The 19608-nt window shown below is 64.8% G+C and carries 20 protein-coding genes; 14 read left to right on the forward strand and 6 right to left on the reverse strand.

What is annotated here, in order from left to right:
* Window positions 1-794 (forward strand): lipase secretion chaperone (locus LQT98_RS19865; protein WP_231464555.1); only part of this gene is annotated, 794 nt, incomplete at its 5' end.
* An 8-nt stretch (window positions 795-802) separates the two neighbouring features.
* Here the strand turns inward: LQT98_RS19865 and trpC are convergent.
* The 3 genes from trpC to bluB all read right to left on the reverse strand — a co-directional run bounded on the left by trpC (window position 803) and on the right by bluB (window position 2883).
* Window positions 803-1609: an indole-3-glycerol phosphate synthase TrpC gene (trpC, locus tag LQT98_RS19870; protein ID WP_231464557.1), complete on the reverse strand. Its 807-nt coding sequence runs from the start codon at window positions 1607-1609 to the stop codon at window positions 803-805.
* Between the two features lie 87 nt (window positions 1610-1696).
* Entirely contained in the window at window positions 1697-2209 is a 513-nt protein-coding gene (locus LQT98_RS19875; protein ID WP_231464561.1) for a prolyl-tRNA synthetase associated domain-containing protein, read from the reverse strand.
* Window positions 2210-2241: 32 nt separating this feature from the next.
* A complete protein-coding gene (bluB, locus tag LQT98_RS19880) occupies window positions 2242-2883 on the reverse strand; it encodes a 5,6-dimethylbenzimidazole synthase (RefSeq protein ID WP_231464563.1) in 642 nt (213 codons plus the stop codon).
* 429 nt (window positions 2884-3312) lie between these two features.
* Here bluB and LQT98_RS19885 point away from each other — a divergent pair, with 429 nt between their 5' ends.
* The 6 genes from LQT98_RS19885 (at window position 3313) to aroF (ending at window position 9905) form a co-directional block, all read left to right on the forward strand.
* Window positions 3313-4767, forward strand: a complete 1455-nt coding sequence (locus tag LQT98_RS19885; RefSeq protein WP_231464566.1) for an aminoacyl-histidine dipeptidase — start codon at window positions 3313-3315, stop codon at window positions 4765-4767.
* 139 nt (window positions 4768-4906) lie between these two features.
* Entirely contained in the window at window positions 4907-6115 is a 1209-nt protein-coding gene (locus LQT98_RS19890; RefSeq protein ID WP_231464569.1) for an MFS transporter, read from the forward strand.
* 274 nt (window positions 6116-6389) lie between these two features.
* Window positions 6390-7463, forward strand: coding sequence for a prephenate dehydratase (pheA, locus tag LQT98_RS19895; RefSeq protein ID WP_048411510.1), 1074 nt, complete (start codon window positions 6390-6392; stop codon window positions 7461-7463).
* 236 nt (window positions 7464-7699) lie between these two features.
* Window positions 7700-8281, forward strand: coding sequence for an LOG family protein (locus LQT98_RS19900; RefSeq protein ID WP_231464572.1), 582 nt, complete (start codon window positions 7700-7702; stop codon window positions 8279-8281).
* Between the two features lie 18 nt (window positions 8282-8299).
* Entirely contained in the window at window positions 8300-8866 is a 567-nt protein-coding gene (locus LQT98_RS19905) for a hypothetical protein (protein ID WP_231464574.1), read from the forward strand.
* Between the two features lie 22 nt (window positions 8867-8888).
* On the forward strand, window positions 8889-9905 hold the full coding sequence (gene aroF / locus LQT98_RS19910; protein ID WP_231464577.1) for a 3-deoxy-7-phosphoheptulonate synthase: 1017 nt from the start codon (window positions 8889-8891) through the stop codon (window positions 9903-9905).
* Window positions 9906-9975: 70 nt separating this feature from the next.
* Here aroF and LQT98_RS19915 read toward each other — a convergent pair whose 3' ends face one another.
* The 3 genes from LQT98_RS19915 to LQT98_RS19925 all read right to left on the reverse strand — a co-directional run bounded on the left by LQT98_RS19915 (window position 9976) and on the right by LQT98_RS19925 (window position 13210).
* Window positions 9976-10620 (reverse strand): TetR/AcrR family transcriptional regulator, encoded by a 645-nt coding sequence (locus LQT98_RS19915; protein WP_048411514.1) that lies wholly within the window; start codon window positions 10618-10620, stop codon window positions 9976-9978.
* A gap of 97 nt (window positions 10621-10717) precedes the next feature.
* The gene (locus tag LQT98_RS19920; protein ID WP_053074545.1) at window positions 10718-11584 is read right to left on the reverse strand and encodes a mechanosensitive ion channel domain-containing protein; all 867 of its coding nucleotides are present in this window, start codon (window positions 11582-11584) and stop codon (window positions 10718-10720) included.
* A 15-nt stretch (window positions 11585-11599) separates the two neighbouring features.
* Complete coding sequence (locus LQT98_RS19925) at window positions 11600-13210, reverse strand: peptide chain release factor 3 (protein WP_231464580.1); 1611 nt, start codon at window positions 13208-13210, stop codon at window positions 11600-11602.
* Window positions 13211-13408: 198 nt separating this feature from the next.
* Here LQT98_RS19925 and LQT98_RS19930 point away from each other — a divergent pair, with 198 nt between their 5' ends.
* The 7 genes from LQT98_RS19930 to LQT98_RS19960 form a co-directional block, all read left to right on the forward strand.
* Window positions 13409-15565 (forward strand): TonB-dependent receptor domain-containing protein, encoded by a 2157-nt coding sequence (locus LQT98_RS19930; RefSeq protein WP_231464582.1) that lies wholly within the window; start codon window positions 13409-13411, stop codon window positions 15563-15565.
* A 100-nt stretch (window positions 15566-15665) separates the two neighbouring features.
* Window positions 15666-16283 (forward strand): riboflavin synthase, encoded by a 618-nt coding sequence (locus LQT98_RS19935; RefSeq protein ID WP_048411516.1) that lies wholly within the window; start codon window positions 15666-15668, stop codon window positions 16281-16283.
* Window positions 16284-16285: 2 nt separating this feature from the next.
* On the forward strand, window positions 16286-16942 hold the full coding sequence (locus LQT98_RS19940; RefSeq protein WP_231464588.1) for a Dph6-related ATP pyrophosphatase: 657 nt from the start codon (window positions 16286-16288) through the stop codon (window positions 16940-16942).
* Between the two features lie 61 nt (window positions 16943-17003).
* On the forward strand, window positions 17004-18110 hold the full coding sequence (gene ribBA, locus LQT98_RS19945; protein WP_048411518.1) for a bifunctional 3,4-dihydroxy-2-butanone-4-phosphate synthase/GTP cyclohydrolase II: 1107 nt from the start codon (window positions 17004-17006) through the stop codon (window positions 18108-18110).
* A gap of 79 nt (window positions 18111-18189) precedes the next feature.
* Window positions 18190-18660 (forward strand): 6,7-dimethyl-8-ribityllumazine synthase, encoded by a 471-nt coding sequence (gene ribH, locus LQT98_RS19950; protein WP_048411519.1) that lies wholly within the window; start codon window positions 18190-18192, stop codon window positions 18658-18660.
* Between the two features lie 66 nt (window positions 18661-18726).
* Window positions 18727-19173: a transcription antitermination factor NusB gene (gene nusB / locus LQT98_RS19955; protein WP_081547192.1), complete on the forward strand. Its 447-nt coding sequence runs from the start codon at window positions 18727-18729 to the stop codon at window positions 19171-19173.
* Window positions 19174-19255: 82 nt separating this feature from the next.
* A partial coding sequence (locus LQT98_RS19960; RefSeq protein ID WP_231464585.1) for an AIR synthase related protein occupies window positions 19256-19608 on the forward strand: 353 nt, incomplete at its 3' end.

The following is a 19608-nucleotide window of genomic DNA, read 5'->3' on the forward strand; positions in this document are numbered from 1 at the left end:
CGCCATCGCAGCGCGGCACCCAGGCCGATGGCCGGGCCGGCGTGGAGGCGGGCGGCGCCTTGCGGGTGGATGCCGAGCTGCGGCGCTTGTTCGACTACCAACTGGCGGCGCTGGGGGAGCGGGATTTATCCGCGGTGCGCAAGGCGGTGCAACAAGCGTTGCAGTCTCAGCTGAGCGGCGCGGCCCTGCGGCAGGCCTTGGAATTGTTCGACCGCTACGTCGCCTACCGGCGGGCCTTGAGCGAGACCAAGCTGGCGGGGGGAAGCGCGGCCGAGGGTTTGCAGCGGATGAGAGCGCTGCGTCTGCAATTCCTCTCCGCCCAAGAGGTGACCGGCCTGTTCGGCAGCGAAGACGTCTACGACGATTTCACCGTCAAGCGCTTGCGCATCATGGCCGACGCAGGCCTGAGCGCCGCGCAGCGGGCGGCGCAACTGAAGGCGCTGGAAGCCGGCTTGCCGGCCGAATTGCGCGCGGCGCGCCAAGAGCCGATCAAGCACCTGGCTTTGGCCGAGGCGGAAGAGGCGCTGAAGAAGCAGGGCGGCGGCGAGCAGGAACTGTACGCCTTGCGCGCCGGCATGGTGGGCCAGGCCGCCGCCGATCGCTTGTCGCAACTGGACCGCGAGCAGGCGCAGTGGCAGTCACGCGTCGATGCTTACCGGCGGGACGCGCAGCGCGTGCAGGCCACGCCCGGCCTGGACGCCGCGCGGCGGGATCAGGCGCTGGCCGACTTGCGCGCCAGGCGCTTCAATGCGCGGGAGCAATTGCGGCTGGAGGCGTTCATCCCGCCGCAATAGCCGACCGTTTAGTGGTGTTCTTGGTTCTGAAACAGCCGGGAGAGTCCTTCTCCCGGTTCTTTTTCGCGCATGAAGGCTTCGCCCACCAGGAAGGTGTGCACCTCGTGGCTGCGCATCAGCCGCACGTCGTCGATGGTGGCGATGCCGCTTTCGGTGATGGCGATGCGGCCGTTCTCGATTTGTGGCAGCAGCTTCAGCGTGGTGGCCAGGCTGACCTCGAAGCTGCGCAGATTGCGGTTGTTGACGCCGATCAGCTCGGTGCGCAGTTGCAGCGCCTGTTCCAGTTCCTCGGCGTCGTGCACCTCGGCCAGCACCGCCATGCCCAGTTCCATCGCCAGCGCTTCCAGCTCGCGCATCAGCGGCAGCTCCAGCGCGGCGGCGATCAGCAGGATGCAGTCGGCCCCCATCGCGCGGGCTTCGTATACCTGGTAGGGGTCGACAATGAAATCCTTGCGCAGCACCGGCAGCCGGCAGGCGGCGCGGGCGGCCTGCAGATAGGCGGCGTCGCCCTGGAAATACTGGCGGTCGGTCAGCACCGACAGGCAGGCGGCGCCGTGCTCTGCATAGCTGGCGGCGATCTCGGCCGGACGGAAGTCCTCGCGGATCACGCCCTTGCTCGGACTGGCCTTCTTGATCTCGGCGATCACCGCGGCCTGGCCCAGCGCGTGTTTGGCGCGCAGCGCGGCGACGAAATCGCGGCGGTCGCCGCTGCCTTGTTCCGCGGCGGCGCGCACCGCGCTCAGCGGCTGCTGACGCAAGGCGGCGGCGATTTCCTCGCGCTTGGTGGCGATGATGGTGTTGAGTATGTCTGACATGCTTGAGTCTGCGATCCAGGCGAAGCGAAAGAAACGACCATCATGCAGGAATTGCCGTGGCCTTGACAAGCCGTGGCGCCGTTCCGGCTAGAGCGGGTCCGAGGGGGCTTGGCGGCGCGGCACCGCGACGAGGCGCGGCGCATGGCCGGTCAAGTCCAGGAAGCGCAGCAGTTCTTCCATCGGCAGCGCCAGCGTGCTGGTATTCACCAGCGGGTGACAGAGGATGGCGTGCTGACGGCTCAGCTCCTGGTCAATCACCACGGCGACCTGGCGCTCGCTGTCATTGAGCGCGGCCAGCAGCGTCACCGCGCCCGGCGTCAGGCCCAGATAGCGTTGCAGGCGTTCCGGCGAGGCGAAGCGCAGGCCTTTGAGCTCCAGCAGCTCGCCCAGGGCCTTGATGTCGACGCCGGCGGCGGCGGGCACCGCCAGCAGCACGTGCTGGCGGCCCTTGGCATCGCATAGAAACAGGTTCTTGCATTCCGCGCCGGGCAGGCCTGGCGTCAGGCGCGCGGCCTCTTCGCAGGTGTAGACCGGCGGGTGATCGAAGCGTTGATGGCGGATCTGGTGCCGCTCGAGAAAGTGGTACAGGGCGTGTTCCATTCCCGCAGGCTAGCATGGCGCCGGCCGGCAGCTCAATGGTCGCGCCAGCGGTCCTCGAACACCAATTGCTCCAGTGGTTGGCGGCTGGCCCATTTTTCCTGTTCCAGCATGGGTTGGGGGTAGAACTCGGCGACATGGCCGAGGCACAGCACGGCGATGGGCTTGGCGCCTTCCGGCATGCCCAGCAACGCGGCCAGCGCGGCCGGGTCGAACAAGGACACCCAGCCCAGGCCCAGTCCTTCGGCGCGCGCCGCCAGCCACAGGTTCTGGATGGCGCAGGCCACCGAGGCCAGGTCCATTTCCGGCAGGGTGCGGCGGCCGAATACATGGCGCTCGCGGCCGTCCATCAGGGCGGCCACCAGCACCTCGCCGCAGTCGCGGATGCCTTCCACCTTCAGGCGCAGGAACTCGGCCTGGCGCTCGCCCAATTGCTCGGCGGTGCGCAGCCGCTCCGCGTCCACCAGTTTGCCGATGTTCTCGCGCAAGTCGCGGTCGACGATGCGGATGAAGCGCCACGGCTGCATATAGCCGACGCTGGGCGCGTGATGAGCGGCTTCGAGCAGGCGCCGCAGCAGCGCCGGGTCCACCGGGTCCGGCAGGAAGTGGCGCATGTCGCGGCGCTGCTCTATCACCCGGTAAATGGCGGCGATGTCTTGATCGGGGTAGCGGTGCATGGCGGGCCTTTCTTTAGATGCTGTCCAAAGTCTGCTAGGCAGGGTGAGACTTTGTGCGGCGAGAGCGATTTTTCCATGCGGATGCGCCATTAGTCCAAAGCCGCTTGCTTCACCGTTTTGCCTTGTCTCGCCCCGGCTCGCGGGCCTTGGAGCAGGCGGTGGCGAACAGACGGGGGGCGACTTTCCAGTGTCGGAGGATAGCGGCTTTGTTACAGCTGGCAAATAGCATGGCGACGCCCCGTGACCGGCGCATGACTTCGGTCAAGCGATTCAGCGCATTAGACGCTTTTGGCATGAGTTTCCCACATGACGCCGCGCATGCGACCGTGATAAAGTCGACAGTCTGAATTTCCGCGTTGCCGCTTTTGCGCGGCGCGTTGGGCCATGGCAGTGGCCGCCATGGCGAATCGATGATTTAGAGGAATCTCCGTGACCCAAATTGCAGAACTGGAACCAAAAGTCGTCTGGGAACATTTCCAGACCCTGTGCGAAATCCCGCGTCCGTCCAAGCATGAACAGCAGCTGCGCGACTATCTGAAAGGCTGGGCGGAACTGCGCGGCCTGAGCACCGTGGTGGACGAGGTCGGCAACCTGATCATCCGCAAGCCGGCGACAGCGGGCTATGAAAACCGTGTCGGCGTGGTGTTGCAGGGCCATCTGGACATGGTGTGCCAGGCCAATGCCGGCACCGAGCACGACTTTTTCAAGGATCCTATCCGTCCGGTGCTGCAAGACGGCTGGCTGGTGGCGGAAAACACCACCCTGGGCGCGGACAACGGCATAGGCGTGGCGCTGGGCATGGCGGTGCTCAATAGCGAGGAGGTGCCGCACGGCCCGATCGAGGTGCTGCTGACCCTGGACGAGGAAGCCGGCATGGGTGGCGCGCTGGGCCTGGGCACCGGCCTGCTGCAGGGCCAGTACCTGATCAATATCGATACCGAGGAGTGGGGCGAGTTCTACATGGGCTGCGCCGGCGGCGTCGACGTCAATGTCAGCCGCGCTTACGCGAGCGAAGCGCTGCCGGCCGGCTACCAGGCCGCCAGCCTGGTGATCAAGGGCCTGCGCGGCGGTCATTCCGGCGCCGACATTCATCTGGGCCGCGGCAACGCCAACAAGATCCTGATTCGCCTGATCCGCGAACTGGAAGCGGAAACCGATCTGCGCGTGTCCTCCTTCAAGGGCGGCACCGCGCGCAATGCCTTGTCGCGCGAGGCTTTCGCCGCCGTGGCCTTCCCGGCCGCCGACGCGGCCAAGGTGGCGGCCAAGCTGGACGCGTTCCAGAGCCTGCTGCGTTTCGAACTGGCCGGCGTCGATGAGGGCGTCACCGTGGTGCAGGAACAGATCGCGTTGGGCAGCGTGCTGGCGCGCGCCGACCAGAGCGCGATCTTCGCCGCGCTGCACGCGGCGCCGCATGGCGTCAAGCGCATGAGCCAGCGCGTCGAGGGCGTGGTGGAAACCTCCAACAATCTGGGCGTGGTGGTGCTGGAGCAGGGCAAGCTGTTCGCCAATCTGATGGTGCGTTCCTTGCTGGATTCCGGCACCTGGATGCTGGCGCGCGAGGTGGAAAGCCTGTTCCTGCTGGCCGGTTGCCAGGTGGGCATGGAAGGCGGCTATCCGGGCTGGGCGCCGAATCCGCAATCCAAGCTGCTGGCCTTGTTCCAGCAGGTCTATGCCAAGGAATTCGGCGGCGAGGCCCAGGTGCAGGTGATCCACGCCGGCCTGGAATGCGGCATCCTGGGTTCCAAGTACCCGGGCATGGACATGGTGTCCTTCGGCCCGAACATCCGCGGCGCGCATGCGCCGGGCGAACGCGTGGAAGTGGAATCGGTGGGCAAGGCCTGGCATTTGCTGAAGGCGGTGCTGGCGGCGGTGCCCGCGCGTTAAGCCTCGTCGACCAGCGGTTCGAGACGATACCCGGCCAGCGCCAGCGCTGGCCGGTTTTGTTTTTGCCGCCCTGGTTTTGCCCTATGATCACAACTGATCACCACTGCCTCGCCGCTGTGGTTTCGCATGGAGACAGTCAATGAACGATTCCATCAAACGCCTGCTGCTGGCTGGCGGTCTGATCGTGTCGCTGGCCATGGGCATACGCCATGGCTTCGGTTTTTTCATGCCGCCGATGACCCAGGCCTTCGGCTGGAGCCGGGAGGCCTTTGCGCTGGCGCTGGGCTTGCAGAACCTGGTGTGGGGCCTGGCCCAGCCATTCGCCGGCGCACTGGCGGATAGGCACGGCTCCGGCAAGGTGTTGCTGGGCGGCGCGCTGCTATACGTCGCCGGCCTGGGCCTGATGACGGTGTCCGGCACGCCGCTGCTGTTTTCGCTGTCCGCCGGCCTGCTGCTCGGCCTGGCCTTGTCCTGTGTCACCTATAGCGTGATTTTCGGCGTGGTGGCGCGCAATGTGCCGCCGGCCTACCGTTCGCGCGCGATGGGCATCGTCGCGGCGGCCGGTTCCTTCGGCCAGTTCGCGATGATTCCGGTGGAACAGGGGCTGATCGATGGCCTGGGCTGGCTGCCGGCGCTGCTGATCCTGGCCGGCTGCGCGGCCTTGATGCTGCCCTTGTCCCGCTGGCTGGCGCGCGAGGACCGGCAGGCGCCGCCGGCCGCGGCCACGCATCTGCTGCGCGGCATGGCGGCCACATTCGCCACCGCCTGGAGCGAGCGTGGCTTCCGCCTGCTGATGGCCGGTTATTTCGTCTGCGGTTTCCAGGTGGTGTTCATCGGCGTGCACCTGCCGGCCTATCTGCGCGACCATGGCCTGGGCGGCCATACCGCCAGCCTGGCGCTGGCGCTGATCGGCCTGTTCAATATCTTCGGCACCATGGCGTTCGGCGAGCTGGGCAGCCGCTGGTCCAAGCCCGGCCTGCTCAGCTTCATCTACCTGGCGCGCAGCGTGGTGATCGCCATCTTCCTGCTGTTGCCGCTCAGCGGCGCGTCGGTGACGGTGTTCGCCGCGGCGATGGGCTTTTTGTGGTTGTCCACGGTGCCGCTGACCAATGGCGTGATCGCCGGCATGTTTGGCGTGCGCCATCTGGGCATGTTGTCCGGCGCGGTGTTTTTCTCGCATCAGCTGGGCAGCTTTCTCGGCGTGTGGCTGGGCGGCGTGATCTATGATCTGCGCGGCAATTACGATCTGGTATGGCTGCTGGCGATAGCGCTGGGCCTGCTGGCCGCGGCCGCCAATCTGCCGGTGCGGGAAACGCCGTCGGCCAGCTTCGCCAAGGAGAGCGCGTGAAGTCGGTGCTGCTCGCCGCTGGCGCGGCGGCGCTGCTGGCGGTGCTGACCGGCATGTATTTGCGCGCCGATTTCGTCGTCGACCTGGCCAACCGGGTGTGGACCTGTTTTGGCTGATCACGGAAGGCTAGGTTTGAGCCGGAGCGGGTTTTCTCGCGGCAAAGGCTTGCGAGCGCTGCGCATCTCGCGGAAACTGGACGTTTCGAGAACCGAGCGCCCGAGTCCGGGCGCGCGCGCCTCCACCGGATGTGTGCAATAGAGAAAGACTGGAAGCCGTGTCGGAACATCTACTTAAACAGCATCGCGACGCCATCGACAATATCGATGTCGAAATCCTCAATCTGCTGAATCAGCGCGCCAGTCACGCGCGCGAGATCGGCGAGATCAAGGGTGGCGGCATCATCTATCGGCCCGAGCGCGAGGCGCAGGTGCTGCGCCGCGTCAAGGAGCTGAATCCGGGGCCGCTGCCGGGCGAATCGGTGGCGCGCCTATTCCGCGAGGTGATGTCCGAATGCCTGGCGCTGGAAAAGCCCTTGTCCATTGCCTACCTGGGGCCGGAAGGCACGTTCAGCCAGCTGGCCACGCTCAAGCACTTCGGCCATGCCGCGCGCACCGTGGCCTGTAGCTCGATAGACGAGGCCTTCCGCCTGGTGGAGTCGCGCGGCCTGGATTACGTGGTGGCGCCGGTGGAAAACTCCACCGAAGGCGCGGTGGGCCGCACGCTGGACCTGATGGTGACCAGCCCCTTGAAGATCTGCGGCGAAGTGGTGCTGCGCATTCATCACCATCTGCTGCGCAAAACCGAAGGCATGGACGGCATCCGCCGCGTGTACGCGCATGCGCAGGCGCTGGCGCAGTGCCACGAATGGCTGAACAAGAATTTGCCGGAAGCGGTGGAGCGGGTGTCGGTGGCCAGCAATGCCGAGGCGGCGCGGCTGGCGGCCGAGGACGAGGGCGCTGCGGCGATCGCTGGCCAGGCCGCGGCCGAGCGCTATGCCTTGTTGAAGCTGGCGTCCAATATCGAGGACGAGCCGAACAACACCACCCGTTTCCTGGTGCTGGGCTTGCAGGATGTGGGCGCCACCGGCCAGGACCGGACCTCGGTGGTGGTGTCGGCGCCGAACCGGCCGGGGGCGGTGCACCACTTGCTGGCGCCCATCGCCGGCAACGGGGTGTCGATGAGCAAGTTCGAGTCGCGGCCGTCGCGCGCCGGGCTGTGGGACTACGTGTTCTTCATCGATATGGAAGGACATCGCGACGACGCCAATGTGCGGCAGGCGCTGGCCGGCTTGGCCGAGTGCACGTCCTTCGTCAAGGTGCTGGGGTCCTATCCGCAGGCGGTGCTCTGAGAACCTGTTCAAAGTCTGCTGCGCTTCAGCGATACGGCGTTAAAACGAGCTCAAAATGCTCATGTACCACTTGTACATTCCGCTTTTTCGCTCGCGAGACTTTGAGCAGGCTCTGAGCACTGTTGACGGTCTCTGCGCGCCGTCAGGCAAGCATGGTGGGTAGCGAGGAATGAGGTTCAGGCGGGCCGCGCAGCGGCCCGCTGTGTTTTTGAAACTGATTTTTTGGGGAAACAAGAATGAAAGCGATCTGTCTGTTTTGCGGTTCCAACAAGGGCGCCAAGCCGGAGTACGAAGCGGCCGCGCGCGAGTTTGGCCGCACGCTGGCCGAGCAGGGCATCACCCTGGTTTACGGCGCCGGCAAGGTGGGGCTGATGGGCGTGGCGGCGGATGCGGCGCTGGCGGCCGGCGGCAAGGTCATCGGCGTGATCCCGGAATTTCTCAAGGCCAAGGAAGTGGCGCATACCGGGCTGACGGAAATCCATGTCACCGAAACCATGCATCAGCGCAAGGCGTTGATGGCCGAGCTGTCCGACGGCTTCGTCGCCTTGCCGGGCGGTTTCGGCACTTTCGACGAATTGTTCGAGATCCTGACCTGGGGCCAACTGTCCTTGCATGGCAAGCCGGTGGGCCTGCTGGACGCGGCCGGCTATTACCAGCCCTTGCACCGGATGATGGAGCACGCGGTGGCCGAGGGCTTCGCCCGTCCCGGCAATATGGATTTGTTCCACATCAGCGAAGACCTGCCCACGCTGCTGGCGCAGATGCGCGCTTACCAGCCGCAAGAGGTGGCCAAATGGCTGGACCTGGCCAAGGCCTGAGCCGACGTTGAAGCCGATATGACGAGAGAAGCGGCGGCGCAGGGCTGGCGTCGATTGAAACGGGCGCTGACCTGGCCGCTGGCCTTGCTGGCGGCCTTGATCATCCTGTTCGAGGAATACGCGTGGGACGAGCTGTCCGCGGCCTTGGGGCGGCTGGCCGCCTGGCCGCCGTTGGCGGCGCTGGAGCGGCGTATCGCCAATTTGCCGCCATGGGCCGCGTTGGCGATGTTCGCGCTGCCGGCCGCCTTGTTGCTGCCGGTGAAGCTGGCGGCGCTATTCCTGATCGGGCGTGGCCACGCGCTGCTGGGCTTGCTGATCATCCTGCTGGCCAAGCTGGGCGGTACCGCGCTGGCGGCGCGGCTGTTCACGCTGACCCGGCCGGCGCTGATGCGGGTGGGCTGGTTTGTGCGGCTGTATAATGGTTTCGTTTACTGGCGCGGGCGTATTTTCGAACGCTTGCATGCTTCGGCGCCGTGGCGGCTGGCGCATGCGCTTGCCGGTTTTTTCCGGCGTGGCGCGCAACGCTCGTCATTCTGGCCGCGCATAGGCCGGCGCTTGGCTCGGCGCTGGCGCGGACGGCGATGAAGGACTTTGAACAGGATAGCGGATGATCATCATCATGAACCGGCTGGCGCCGGAAAGCGAAGTGACGGCGGTGGTGGACAAGATTCGCGCCGCGGGTCTCAGCGAGCATGTATCGCGCGGCGCGGAGCGCACCATCATCGGCGCGGTGGGCGATGAGCGCAGCCTGTCGCCGGAGATGTTCGAATCCATGCCCGGCGTGGAGCGGGCGATGCGGGTGGTGCGCGAATACCGCATCGTGTCGCGGGAAACCCATCCGCAGGACAGCGTGGTGCAGGTGCGCGGCCTGGCCTTCGGTGGCCCGGCCTGGCAGGTGATCGCCGGCCCGTCGGCGGTGGAGTCCGGCGCCCAGGTCGCCGCCGCCGCCCGGGCCGCGCGCGAAGCCGGTTGCCGCCTGCTGCATGGCGGGGTGTTCAAGCAGCATCCCAGTCCCTACGGCTTTCAGGGCCTGGGCGTCGAAGGCATCGAGCAATTGATCGCCGCCGGTCGCGCCGAAGGCCTGCCGGTGGTGTCCGAACTGGCCGATGTGCGCATGCTGGACGTGTTCCTGGAGCAGGGCGTGGACGTGATCCAGATCGGTTCGCGCAGCATGCAGAATGTCGAGCTGCTGAAGGAGGTGGGGCGCTTGAACAAGCCGGTCATCCTCAAGCGCGGCATCGCCGCGACCTTGGGAGACTGGCTGATGGCGGCCGAGTACATCGCCGCCGGCGGCAACCATAACATCGTGTTCTGCGAGCGCGGCATCCGCAGCTTTGAACCAGCCTACCGCGCCACGCTGGACGTCAGCGCGATTCCCTTGCTCAAGCGCGAGACCCATTTGCCGGTGATCGTCGATCCCAGCCATGCCGCCGGCAAGGCCTGGCTGGTGCCGGCCTTGGCCAAGGCGGCGCTGGCGGCCGGCGCCGACGGCTTGCTGCTGGACATGCATCCGCAGCCGGAGACCGCTTTGTGCGAGGCGGACCAGGCCTTGACGCCGCTTGGGCTGGCCGCGCTGATGGCGGAGTTGCGGCCCTTGGCGGCGGCTTTGGGGCGCAGCCTGTAGTCTGCTTCGACGCGTCGATGCATGAAAAAAGCCGCGAATACGCGGCTTTGCTTTTTTCTGCGCCTAGCGCTCAAACCTTGTGGCGTTCGCACAGCGCGCGGAAGGCGCCCATGTATTCGTCCTGCACATAGGGTTTGAGCAGGGCCAGCACTTGCAGCACGCCGCGATGGCCGGATTCCTCGGTGATCGGCGCTTTCGGGCGCGCGGTCTGCTCGAAGGCGAACCAGAACTTCACCACCAGCCAGATATTGATGCTGACCGGCTCGATGTCCTCTTCATCCATCTGCAGCAGGCCCAGACGGATGAATTCGCGGAAGTGCTCGGCCAGGATGTTCTTCAGCTCGGTATTGACGAATTGGTGGTACTCCGACTGCATCTGCGGATTGCGCGCCAGCATGCCCGGCAGGTCATAGAACATGAAGCGGAACTGCCACATCGCCAGGAAGGCGGTGTCCAGATAGTTGACCAGGTCGTCCACCGTCATTTCGCGGTTTTCCGGCACCGCCAGGCGCTGATTGATGAACTCGCGGTACATCAGGAAGATCTGGTAGACGATCTCTTCCTTGTTGCGGAAGTGGTAGTACAGATTGCCGGGGCTGATGCCCAGGTGGGCGGCGATGTGATTGGTGGTGATGCTGCGCTCGCCCTGTTCGTTGAACAGCTTGAGGCTCTCCTGGATGATGCGGTCGTAGGTTTTGATTCGGTTTTTGCTCATGATGCGCTTGGACTGCTCAATGACATTCGCGATTCGCCATTCTAACGCATATTTGGAGTTCTTGCTCTAATTTTTTGAGCATGAAACGCCCGTCGCTTCAGGCTAGGGCGGCGCTATCCTGTTCCGGGAAGCACTGCGCCAGGAAGCTGTGCAGAATGGTCTGTTCGATACGATGCCGGTCCCGCGCCGGAATCGCGATGCGCAAGATCAACTGATAGCGTTTTTCGTCCACCGGCTGCAGCGCGATGCGCGGTTCCACCGACGGAATGTCCACCAGATTGCGCTTGGCCATGTCTTCCATGTGCTGGCGCGCCACTTCCAGATGCGGCTGGCAGGATTCCAGCGCCGCCGTCATCAGCAGCCGCTCGGCGCGGATGGGCGATACGGTGTAGGCCATCGGCACGTTGACGATGTGCATCACGTAATCGCCCATATAGTTTTCGCGTATCACCGGCGTGGACAGCAGCAGGCTGTTGGGAAAGGTCAGCGCCCGCCCGGTCATCTGGTGCGAGCTGTGATTGGGGCCGATTTCCATCACTGTGGTGGACAGCAGGCCGATGTCCACCACTCGGCCGCGCACCGTGCCCACCTCGATGTGATCGCCCAGGCTGTAGCTGTTGGAGGTCTGGCGCACCAGTCCGCCGGACAGGCACATGATCAGCTCCTTGGTGGCCAGGATCAGCGCGGCGGCGAAGGCCAGCATCGACACCGCGATGGTTTGCAGCTCGCTGGCCCAGATCAGGCCGATACCGGCCAGGCCGGAGACGAACAGCACATTGCGGGTGTTGACCGACCAGCGCCGCTTGGACTCGATCGCGATGCTGCTATTGGCCGCCAGCAGCCGGTCCACCACCAGGCGGATGATCAGCAGGGTGGCGACCAGGATCAGCGAGCGCGCGATCTCGTGCGAGTAGTTGTCGCGTAGATAGTTGATCAAGTCGAACAAGGTGGCCTTGGGCTCCATGGTGCGGTTTCAGTGTCAGTCGTTGAGTTTGACCGCGTGCTCCCTGGTTTCGTGGAACACGATGTCCGGCCAGCGTTCCTGGGTCAGTTGCAGATTGACGCGGTTGGGCGCCAGGTAGGCGAGGTTGCCGCCGGCATCGGTGGCGATGTTGATTTGCAGCGCCTTGACGAATTCGTCCAGCTTCTTGCGGTCGTCGCAGCTGAACCAGCGCGCCGACCAGATGCTGGCGGATTCGAACATCGCGTCGACGCCGTATTCTGCGGCCAGGCGCGAGGCCACCACTTCGAACTGCAGCACGCCCACCGCGCCCAGGATCAGGTCGCCGCCGCTATGCGGCTTGAACACTTGCACCGCGCCTTCCTCACCCAACTGCTGCAAGCCCTTTTGCAACTGCTTCAGCTTCAAGGGGTTTTTGATGCGCACGCCGCGGAACAGTTCCGGCGCGAAGAAGGGAATGCCGGTGAAGGTCAGTTCCTCGCCCTCGGAAAAGCTGTCGCCGATCTGGATATTGCCGTGGTTGGGGATGCCGATGATGTCGCCGGCGAACGCTTCTTCCACGATCTCGCGGTCATGCGACATGAAGGTCACCACGCTGGAGGCGGCGATGTCGCGGTTCAGGCGCAGGTGCTTCATCTTCATGCCGCGCTCGAACTTGCCGGAACACACGCGCAGGAAGGCGATGCGGTCGCGGTGCTTGGGGTCCATATTGGCCTGGATCTTGAACACGAAGCCGGAAAACTTGCTCTCGGTGGGCGCGACTTCGCGCACGGTGGCGTCGCGCAACTGCGGCGCCGGCGCCCAGTTGATCAGCGCGTCCAGGATCTCGCGCACGCCGAAGTTGTTGATGGCGGAACCGAAGAACACCGGGGTCAGTTCGCCGGCCAGGAATTGCTCCAGGTTCCACTCATTGGACGCGCCCTTGACCAGTTCGATCTCCATGCGCAGCTGTTCCATTTCCAGCGGGAACAGTTGATCCAGACGCGGATTGTCTATGCCATTGATCACTTCCACATCGGTGATCAGCTTTTCCGCGCCCGGCTCGAACAGGATCACCTCGTCGTTCAGCAGGCTGTAGACGCCGCGGAAGGCCTTGCCCATGCCGATGGGCCAGGTGATCGGCGCGCAGCGTATCTTCAGTACATTCTCCACTTCGTCCAGCAGTTCCAGGCTGTCGCGCACTTCGCGGTCGTACTTGTTCATGAAGGTGACGATGGGAGTGTCGCGCAGCCGGCAGACGTTCAACAGCTTGATGGTCTGTTCTTCCACGCCCTTGGCGGCGTCTATCACCATCAGCGCGCTGTCCACCGCGGTCAGCACGCGGTAGGTGTCTTCGGAGAAGTCCTGGTGGCCGGGGGTGTCCAGCAGGTTGACGGTGTGGTCGCGGTATTCGAACTGCATCACCGAGGACGCCACCGAGATGCCGCGCTGCTTCTCGATTTCCATCCAGTCTGAGGTGGCGAACTTGCCGCCTTTCTTGCCCTTGACGGTGCCGGCCATCTGAATCGCGCCGGAGAACAGCAGCAGCTTCTCGGTCAGCGTGGTTTTACCGGCGTCGGGGTGGGAGATGATGGCGAAGGTGCGGCGGTGCGACACTTCTTCGGCGATGTTGGCGAGTTCGGCGGACATGTGGATGCGTGTTGGGAATTCAATAAAGCCGGGTATTTTACCGGACTTGCCTTAAGGTGGAAGTTTTATGTTAATATTGAGAATGATTATCATTAATAAAACAAAACCGTGATGCCTTGCTCTCGCTTTTCTCTGCCTTGCCCCAATCCTGTTTCCCTCGTTCAACATCCGCCGCGTTTCCGTCCCAAGGTCCTGGTCTTGAGCCTGGCCTGCCTGGCCACGCCCGCCGCCTGGGCGGAGGAGGCCGCCGGAAGGCTGGACACGGTGCACGTCAGCGCCGACGCGCCGCCGGCGCGGGTGGGTAGCAATAAGCTGAACCGCGAGGAGATCGAGCGGCCGCAGGCTCGCTCCCTGGCCGAGGTGCTGGACGCATTGCCCGGCGTCAATGCCGGCGGCTCACCGCGGCCCGGCGGTCAGACCATCAATGTCTGGGGCTTCGAGTCGGTGGAGCATGTGCAGGTGATGCTGGATGGCGCGCCGCAAGGCTTCGACAAATACCAGCAGGGTAGCTCCTTCATCGATCCGGAGCTGCTGGGCTCGGTGGAGGTGCTGAAGGGCGGGCATTCGCCGTTCTACGGCAATGGCGCGTTCGGCGCCGTGGTCAAGGCGGAAACCAAGACCGTGGCGGAGCTGTTGCAGCCGGGCAAGTCGGTGGGCGGTTTCGCCAAGCTGATGTATCAGGACAACGGCAATCAGTTCGGTCAGTCGCTGGCCGCCTATGCCGGCGGACCGGGCAGCAAGGCCGACATCCTGGCCTATATGACCCGTTCGCGCGCCGGTAACGGCAAGCTGGGCGATGGCTCAAGCATGATGTTTTCCGGCAACGACCTGGAGGGCGGTATGTTGAAGCTGGCCTGGCGTCCGGTGGCGGGCCATCGACTGCGCCTGGGCTGGACGCGCCAGGAGGAGGAGCGGCGCACGCCGTGGGCGGCCAAGCGCGGCGATATCCCGGCGCCGAGCGAGAGCGAAATCAAGCAATACGGTTTTGAAGGCGCGTGGCTGCGCAAATCCGTCTGGCGCGAGCAGGAAAACGAAACGGTGAGCGCGGACTGGAGCTTTGCCGGCGATTCGCCGTGGTTGGACTTGCAATTGAGCTATGCCCAGTCGCGCCGCTACCAGCACGACACCCGTCCTCCGACGGCGAGCATCTATGCCTTTTCCTCGCAATTTGGCAATGAAAGCTGGGTGACTCAGCGTGATCGGCGCCTGGAGTTGCGCAACACCGCCCGCTTCGGTTCCGGCTGGGCGAGCCAGGAAGTCACCGTGGGCGTCAGCTGGGCGCACAAGACGCTGGACGCGCTGTTCTACCGCCCGGACAAGCGCAAGGACCCTGCCTATAACTACGGCTATCTGAACCCGCGGTACCAGCCTCCGGGCGAGGAAACCGTGCGTTCCGCCTACTGGGTGCATCAATGGCAGCCGCTGGCCGGCCTGACGCTGACGCCTTCGCTGCGTTACGACCATGTGTGGATACAGGGGCGGGAAAACCTGGCTTCCGCGTATAACGACCCGGCCAAGGGGCATGACTACAGCGGTCTGGCCTATTCCGGCTGGTCGCCGCGGCTGGGCGCACGCTGGAATTTCCGTCCCGGCTGGACGCTGGACACCGCTTACAGTCGCACCTGGCGCGCGCCGGGCGTGGACGAGGTCTACGATACCCAGACTTTGGGTAGCACCACCGCCAGCAGCCGCCAACTACGGCCGGAAACGCTGAATGCGTTCAAGCTGGGCCTGGAATACGAGCGCGGCAATGTGCTGAGGTCTGGAGACAATCTGTCGGCGGCGCTGACCTGGTATCGCCAAATCGTCAAGAGCGATATCGCTCAGCGCTTGGGGAAAAACCGTGGCGACGGGCCGGGCTGGCCGCTGCCGCCAGGGGCGGGTCTTTACCGCAACATGCCCGGCTACGTGATCCAGGGCTTCGAATTGGAGGGGCGTTATCAGGTCGGCGGCTGGTTCGGCAGCCTGTCCTTGTCATCCACCAAGGGGGATCGTAATCACAGCCTGCTGGATCCGTGGGGCAAGGATGAGCCGATCACCAATATCCCGCCGCGCAAGGCGATGGTGAATCTGGGTTATCGCTGGAACAAGCTCGGTCTGTCCTTGAGCGGGCAGGGCAAGTTCGTGCGCAAGCAGGACCGGGTGTTGCACGATAATGCCTTCGCTTATCCGGCGCAGCATGGCTACTCGCTGTATGGCCTGTTCCTGGGCTGGCAGCCGCAGGGCCGGCTCAAGGGCCTGGAGGCGCGGCTGGCGGTGGACAATCTGTTCAACACCCAATACATCCCCTACCTGACCGAGGGTGCCGAGGGCATGGGGCGGGCGATACGCACCAGCGTGTCCTGGCGCTTCTGATTGCTGGGAAAGGCTTGAGTCCGATTTGAGACCAGGAGGGGCCGCGCGCCCCTCCTTGCGTTACAATGGCGCTCCGAATCCCTAGCAAAGGAGCGCCTTCGTGTTCACCGGTATTGTCCAAGGCATGGCGGAAGTGGTCGCCATCACGGAGAAGCAGGACTTCCGTACTCATACGCTGCGCCTGCCGGCGGCCTTGCTGCCCGGCCTGGAGCTGGGCGCCTCGGTGGCTCATAACGGCTGCTGCCTCACCGTCACCGCCATCAACGGCGATCAAGTTTCCTTCGACCTGATGCGCGAAACCCTGCGCGTCACCAATCTGGGCCTGCTGCAAGTGGGCGACCGCGTCAATATCGAGCGCGCCGCGCGTTTCGGCGACGAAATCGGCGGCCATGCGATGTCCGGCCACATCATCTGCCTGGCCAAGGTGCTCAAGGTCATCGACCAGCCCGACAATCGCAGCGTCTGGTTCGAACTGCCGTCCGAATACGGCAAATTCGTGTTCACCAAGGGCTATATCGGTATAGACGGCATCAGCCTGACCATAGGCGAGGTGGCGGACAACCGTTTCTGCGTGCACCTGATTCCGGAAACGCTGGAGCGCACCATCATCAAGTCGCGCAAGGTGGGCGATCTGATCAATATCGAAGTCGATCCGCAGACCCAGGCCATCGTGGAAACGGTGGAACGGGTGCTGGCCCAGCGCGGGACCGCGGCGTGAGCATGGCCGGCCGGCGCGTGCTGGCCTCCTGGAGCGGCGGCAAGGATTCCTGTCTGGCGCTGTGGCGCGCGGTGAGCGCCGGCGCCAGCCCGCAGGGCTTGCTGACCATGATGGACGAACACGGCCAGCGCTCGCGTTCGCACGGCGTGCGGCCGGAAGTGCTGGCTTTGCAGGCGGCGGCCCTGGGCCTGCCCTTGCGCGTGGGACGCGCGAGCTGGGACGGCTATGAAGCCGAGTTCATCGCCCGGCTTGGCGAGGCGCGCGCCGACGGCTGCGAGGCCGTGGTGTTCGGCGACATCGACCTGGACGCCCACCGCGAGTGGGAGGAAAAAGTCTGCGCCGCCGCCGGCGTGCAAGCCTGGCTGCCCTTGTGGCAGCAGCCGCGCGCCCAATTGGTGCGAGAATTCATCGATGCCGGCTTCAGCGCCCGCATCGTGGTGGTGAACACCCGGCTGGCGGACGCGCAATGGCTGGGCTGCGAGTTGAGCCACGAAGTGGTGGAGCGGATGCTGGCGGCGGGGTTGGACCCCTGCGCCGAAGCCGGCGAGTTTCATACCCTGGCGACGGCCGGACCCTTGTTCGCGCGGCCGCTGAGCCTGCGCGACGGCGGCATCCATCGCCATGGAGATTATGTCAGCCTGGACCTGTTGCCCGGCTGATAGCGAATTCACCGCGGGCGCCGGCCCGCGCTAAAAACAAGTGCTTACGAAGGAAAATGGAATGGCTATTTCCCCGATTCAGGACATTATCGCCGACATCAAGGCCGGCAAGATGGTGGTGCTGGTGGATGCCGAGGACCGCGAGAACGAAGGCGATCTGGTGATGGCGGCGGAGTTCGTCACCCCGGAGGCGATCAACTTCATGGCCAAGCACGGCCGCGGCTTGATCTGCCTGACGCTGACCGAAGAGCGCTGCCAGCAGTTGAACCTGCCGCTGATGGTCAGCAATAACGGCACCCCGTACAGCACCAACTTCACCGTCTCCATCGAAGCAGCCACCGGCGTGACCACCGGCATTTCCGCGGCGGATCGCGCCCGCACCGTGCAAGCGGCGGTGGCGCGGCTGGCCAAGCCGGCGGACCTGGTGCAGCCGGGTCACATCTTCCCGCTGAAGGCGCAAAAGGGCGGTGTGCTGATCCGCGCCGGCCATACCGAGGCCGGTTGCGACCTGGCGATGCTGGCCGGACTGGAGCCGGCCGGCGTGATCTGCGAGATCATGAACGACGATGGCACCATGGCGCGCTTGCCGGAGCTGCAGGCATTCGCGCGCGAGCACGATCTGAAAGTGGGCACCATCGCCGATCTGATCCAATACCGCAGCCGTACCGAGTCGCTGGTGGAAAAAGTGGGCCAGCGTCCGGTGGAAACCCCGTTCGGCTCCTTCGCGCTGCATGTGTTCCGCGACATCACTACCGGCGCCACCCACCTGGCCCTGGTCAAGGGCGAGATCCAGGCTCAGCGCGAAACCCTGGTGCGGGTGCATGAGCCCTTGTCGGTGATCGACGTGCTGGCGCCCTTGTGCAGCCAGCATTCCTGGACCGTGCCCAATGCGCTGGAAATGATAGAGGAGGCCGGTCACGGCGTGGTGGTGCTGCTGTATCGCGACGAAACCGGCGAGGCGCTGGCGCAGCGCGCGCTGGGCCTGGAGCAACAGAAGCAGCGCTGGGACAGCAAGACCTTCGGCATCGGCGCGCAAATGCTCAAGGCGCTGGGCGTCGGCAAGATGAAGCTGATGACCTCCCCGGTCAGCCTGCCATCCATGACCGGTTTCGACCTGGAAGTCACCGGCTTCTGCCAGCCGGGCGCCTTCCACGTCGACGTGGAATGACCGGCCGCGCCATGGCTAAGCCCCGGGGATTGAGGTACAATCTCCGGTTTTCCGTAGTGATTCCGCCGCGAGGAACAAGATGCTTCAAGCTATCCAGCGTATAGAACCCGATCTGACGGGCAAGGGCCTGAAAATCGGTATTGTGATGGCGCGTTTCAACACCCCGGTTTGCGAAGGCCTGCGCGACGCCTGCCTGGGCGAGCTGGCCCGGCTGGGCGTGGACGCTCAAGACGTGACCCTGGCCACGGTGCCGGGCGCGCTGGAAGCGCCGCTGGTATTGCAGACCATGGCCAAGAGCGGCCGCTTCGACGCCTTGGTGGCGCTGGGAGCGGTGATCCGCGGCGAAACCTACCATTTCGAACTGGTGTCGAATGAATCCGGCGCGGGCGTGACCCGGGTCGGCCTGGACTTCGACATCCCGATCGCCAACGCGATTCTGACCACCGAAACCGATGAGCAGGCCGAAGTGCGCATGCTGGAGAAGGGCGGCGACGCCGCTCGCGTCGCGGTGGAGATGGCGAATCTGCGCAAGCGCATTTTGCGCGGCTGATCGGCTCCCGCCAAGATACCGGAGCCGGGCTTGCCCGGCTCACCGCTCTTTACAAGGAATACCGCTATGAAAACCGCCCGCCGCCGCGCTCGCGAATTTGCCATTCAGGGCATTTATGAGTGGGAGCTGAACCCGGATCGTCCGGCCTCCCTGATCGAAAAGCATCTGCGCGAGAACGAATACTTCGCCAAGGCCGATGAAGCCTTGTTCCGCGAAATCCTGTACGGCGTGCTGAAGGACGTGGGCGCGCTGTCCAAGCAGATCGGCCACTATTACGAACGCGCCGAGGACGAAGTCAGCCCGGTGGAGCGCGCGGTGCTGCTGATGGCCGCGCTGGAACTGACCCAGCATCCGGAAACCCCGTATCCGGTGATCATCAATGAAGCCATCGAGATCACCAAGACCTTCGGCGGCACCGACGGCCATAAATTCGTCAACGGCGTGCTGGACAAGCTGGCTGCCGAAGTCCGCGCCGACGAAGTGGCGTCGCAGAAGGCCCGTCGCCAGAACTGAGGCAGCGCAGCAGACGCGCTATCTGGTTAAAACACACCCGCGGCAGCGGGTGTTTTTGCATCGGACGCGCAGAAAGACCGCAATGAATGAATTTGAACTGATCCGCCGTTATTTCGCCCGCCCGGCGCAGCGCGCGGTGTTGGGCGTGGGCGACGACGCCGCCATCCTGCGGCCGGCGGCGGACTGCGATCTGCATGTGTCGGTGGACATGCTGGTGCAAGGCCGGCATTTCTTCGCCGACGTCGCGCCGCGGGCTTTGGGCCACAAGACGCTGGCGGTGAACTTGTCCGACATGGCGGCCATGGGCGCCGCGCCGCGCTGGGTGGTGCTGTCGCTGGCGCTGCCGGCGGCGGACGAGGCCTGGATCGCCGGCTTCGCCCAAGGTTTTTTCGAACTGGCCGAGCGCTACGGCGTGGACGTGGTCGGCGGCGACAC

The organism is Chromobacterium aquaticum (genome assembly GCF_021129195.1).
Lineage (GTDB): Bacteria > Pseudomonadota > Gammaproteobacteria > Burkholderiales > Chromobacteriaceae > Chromobacterium > Chromobacterium aquaticum.

Bases quoted from the DNA above. Each gene is read 5' to 3' on its own strand.
- trpC (WP_231464557.1), bottom strand. From the start codon at position 1,609: ATGTCAGACATACTCAACACCATCATCGCCACCAAGCGCGAGGAAATC.
- LQT98_RS19875 (WP_231464561.1), bottom strand. From the start codon at position 2,209: ATGGAACACGCCCTGTACCACTTTCTCGAGCGGCACCAGATCCGCCAT.
- bluB (WP_231464563.1), bottom strand. From the start codon at position 2,883: ATGCACCGCTACCCCGATCAAGACATCGCCGCCATTTACCGGGTGATA.
- LQT98_RS19890 (WP_231464569.1), top strand. From the start codon at position 4,907: ATGAACGATTCCATCAAACGCCTGCTGCTGGCTGGCGGTCTGATCGTG.
- LQT98_RS19900 (WP_231464572.1), top strand. From the start codon at position 7,700: ATGAAAGCGATCTGTCTGTTTTGCGGTTCCAACAAGGGCGCCAAGCCG.
- LQT98_RS19905 (WP_231464574.1), top strand. From the start codon at position 8,300: ATGACGAGAGAAGCGGCGGCGCAGGGCTGGCGTCGATTGAAACGGGCG.
- aroF (WP_231464577.1), top strand. From the start codon at position 8,889: ATGATCATCATCATGAACCGGCTGGCGCCGGAAAGCGAAGTGACGGCG.
- LQT98_RS19915 (WP_048411514.1), bottom strand. From the start codon at position 10,620: ATGAGCAAAAACCGAATCAAAACCTACGACCGCATCATCCAGGAGAGC.
- LQT98_RS19920 (WP_053074545.1), bottom strand. From the start codon at position 11,584: ATGGAGCCCAAGGCCACCTTGTTCGACTTGATCAACTATCTACGCGAC.
- LQT98_RS19925 (WP_231464580.1), bottom strand. From the start codon at position 13,210: ATGTCCGCCGAACTCGCCAACATCGCCGAAGAAGTGTCGCACCGCCGC.
- LQT98_RS19940 (WP_231464588.1), top strand. From the start codon at position 16,286: ATGGCCGGCCGGCGCGTGCTGGCCTCCTGGAGCGGCGGCAAGGATTCC.
- ribBA (WP_048411518.1), top strand. From the start codon at position 17,004: ATGGCTATTTCCCCGATTCAGGACATTATCGCCGACATCAAGGCCGGC.
- ribH (WP_048411519.1), top strand. From the start codon at position 18,190: ATGCTTCAAGCTATCCAGCGTATAGAACCCGATCTGACGGGCAAGGGC.
- nusB (WP_081547192.1), top strand. From the start codon at position 18,727: ATGAAAACCGCCCGCCGCCGCGCTCGCGAATTTGCCATTCAGGGCATT.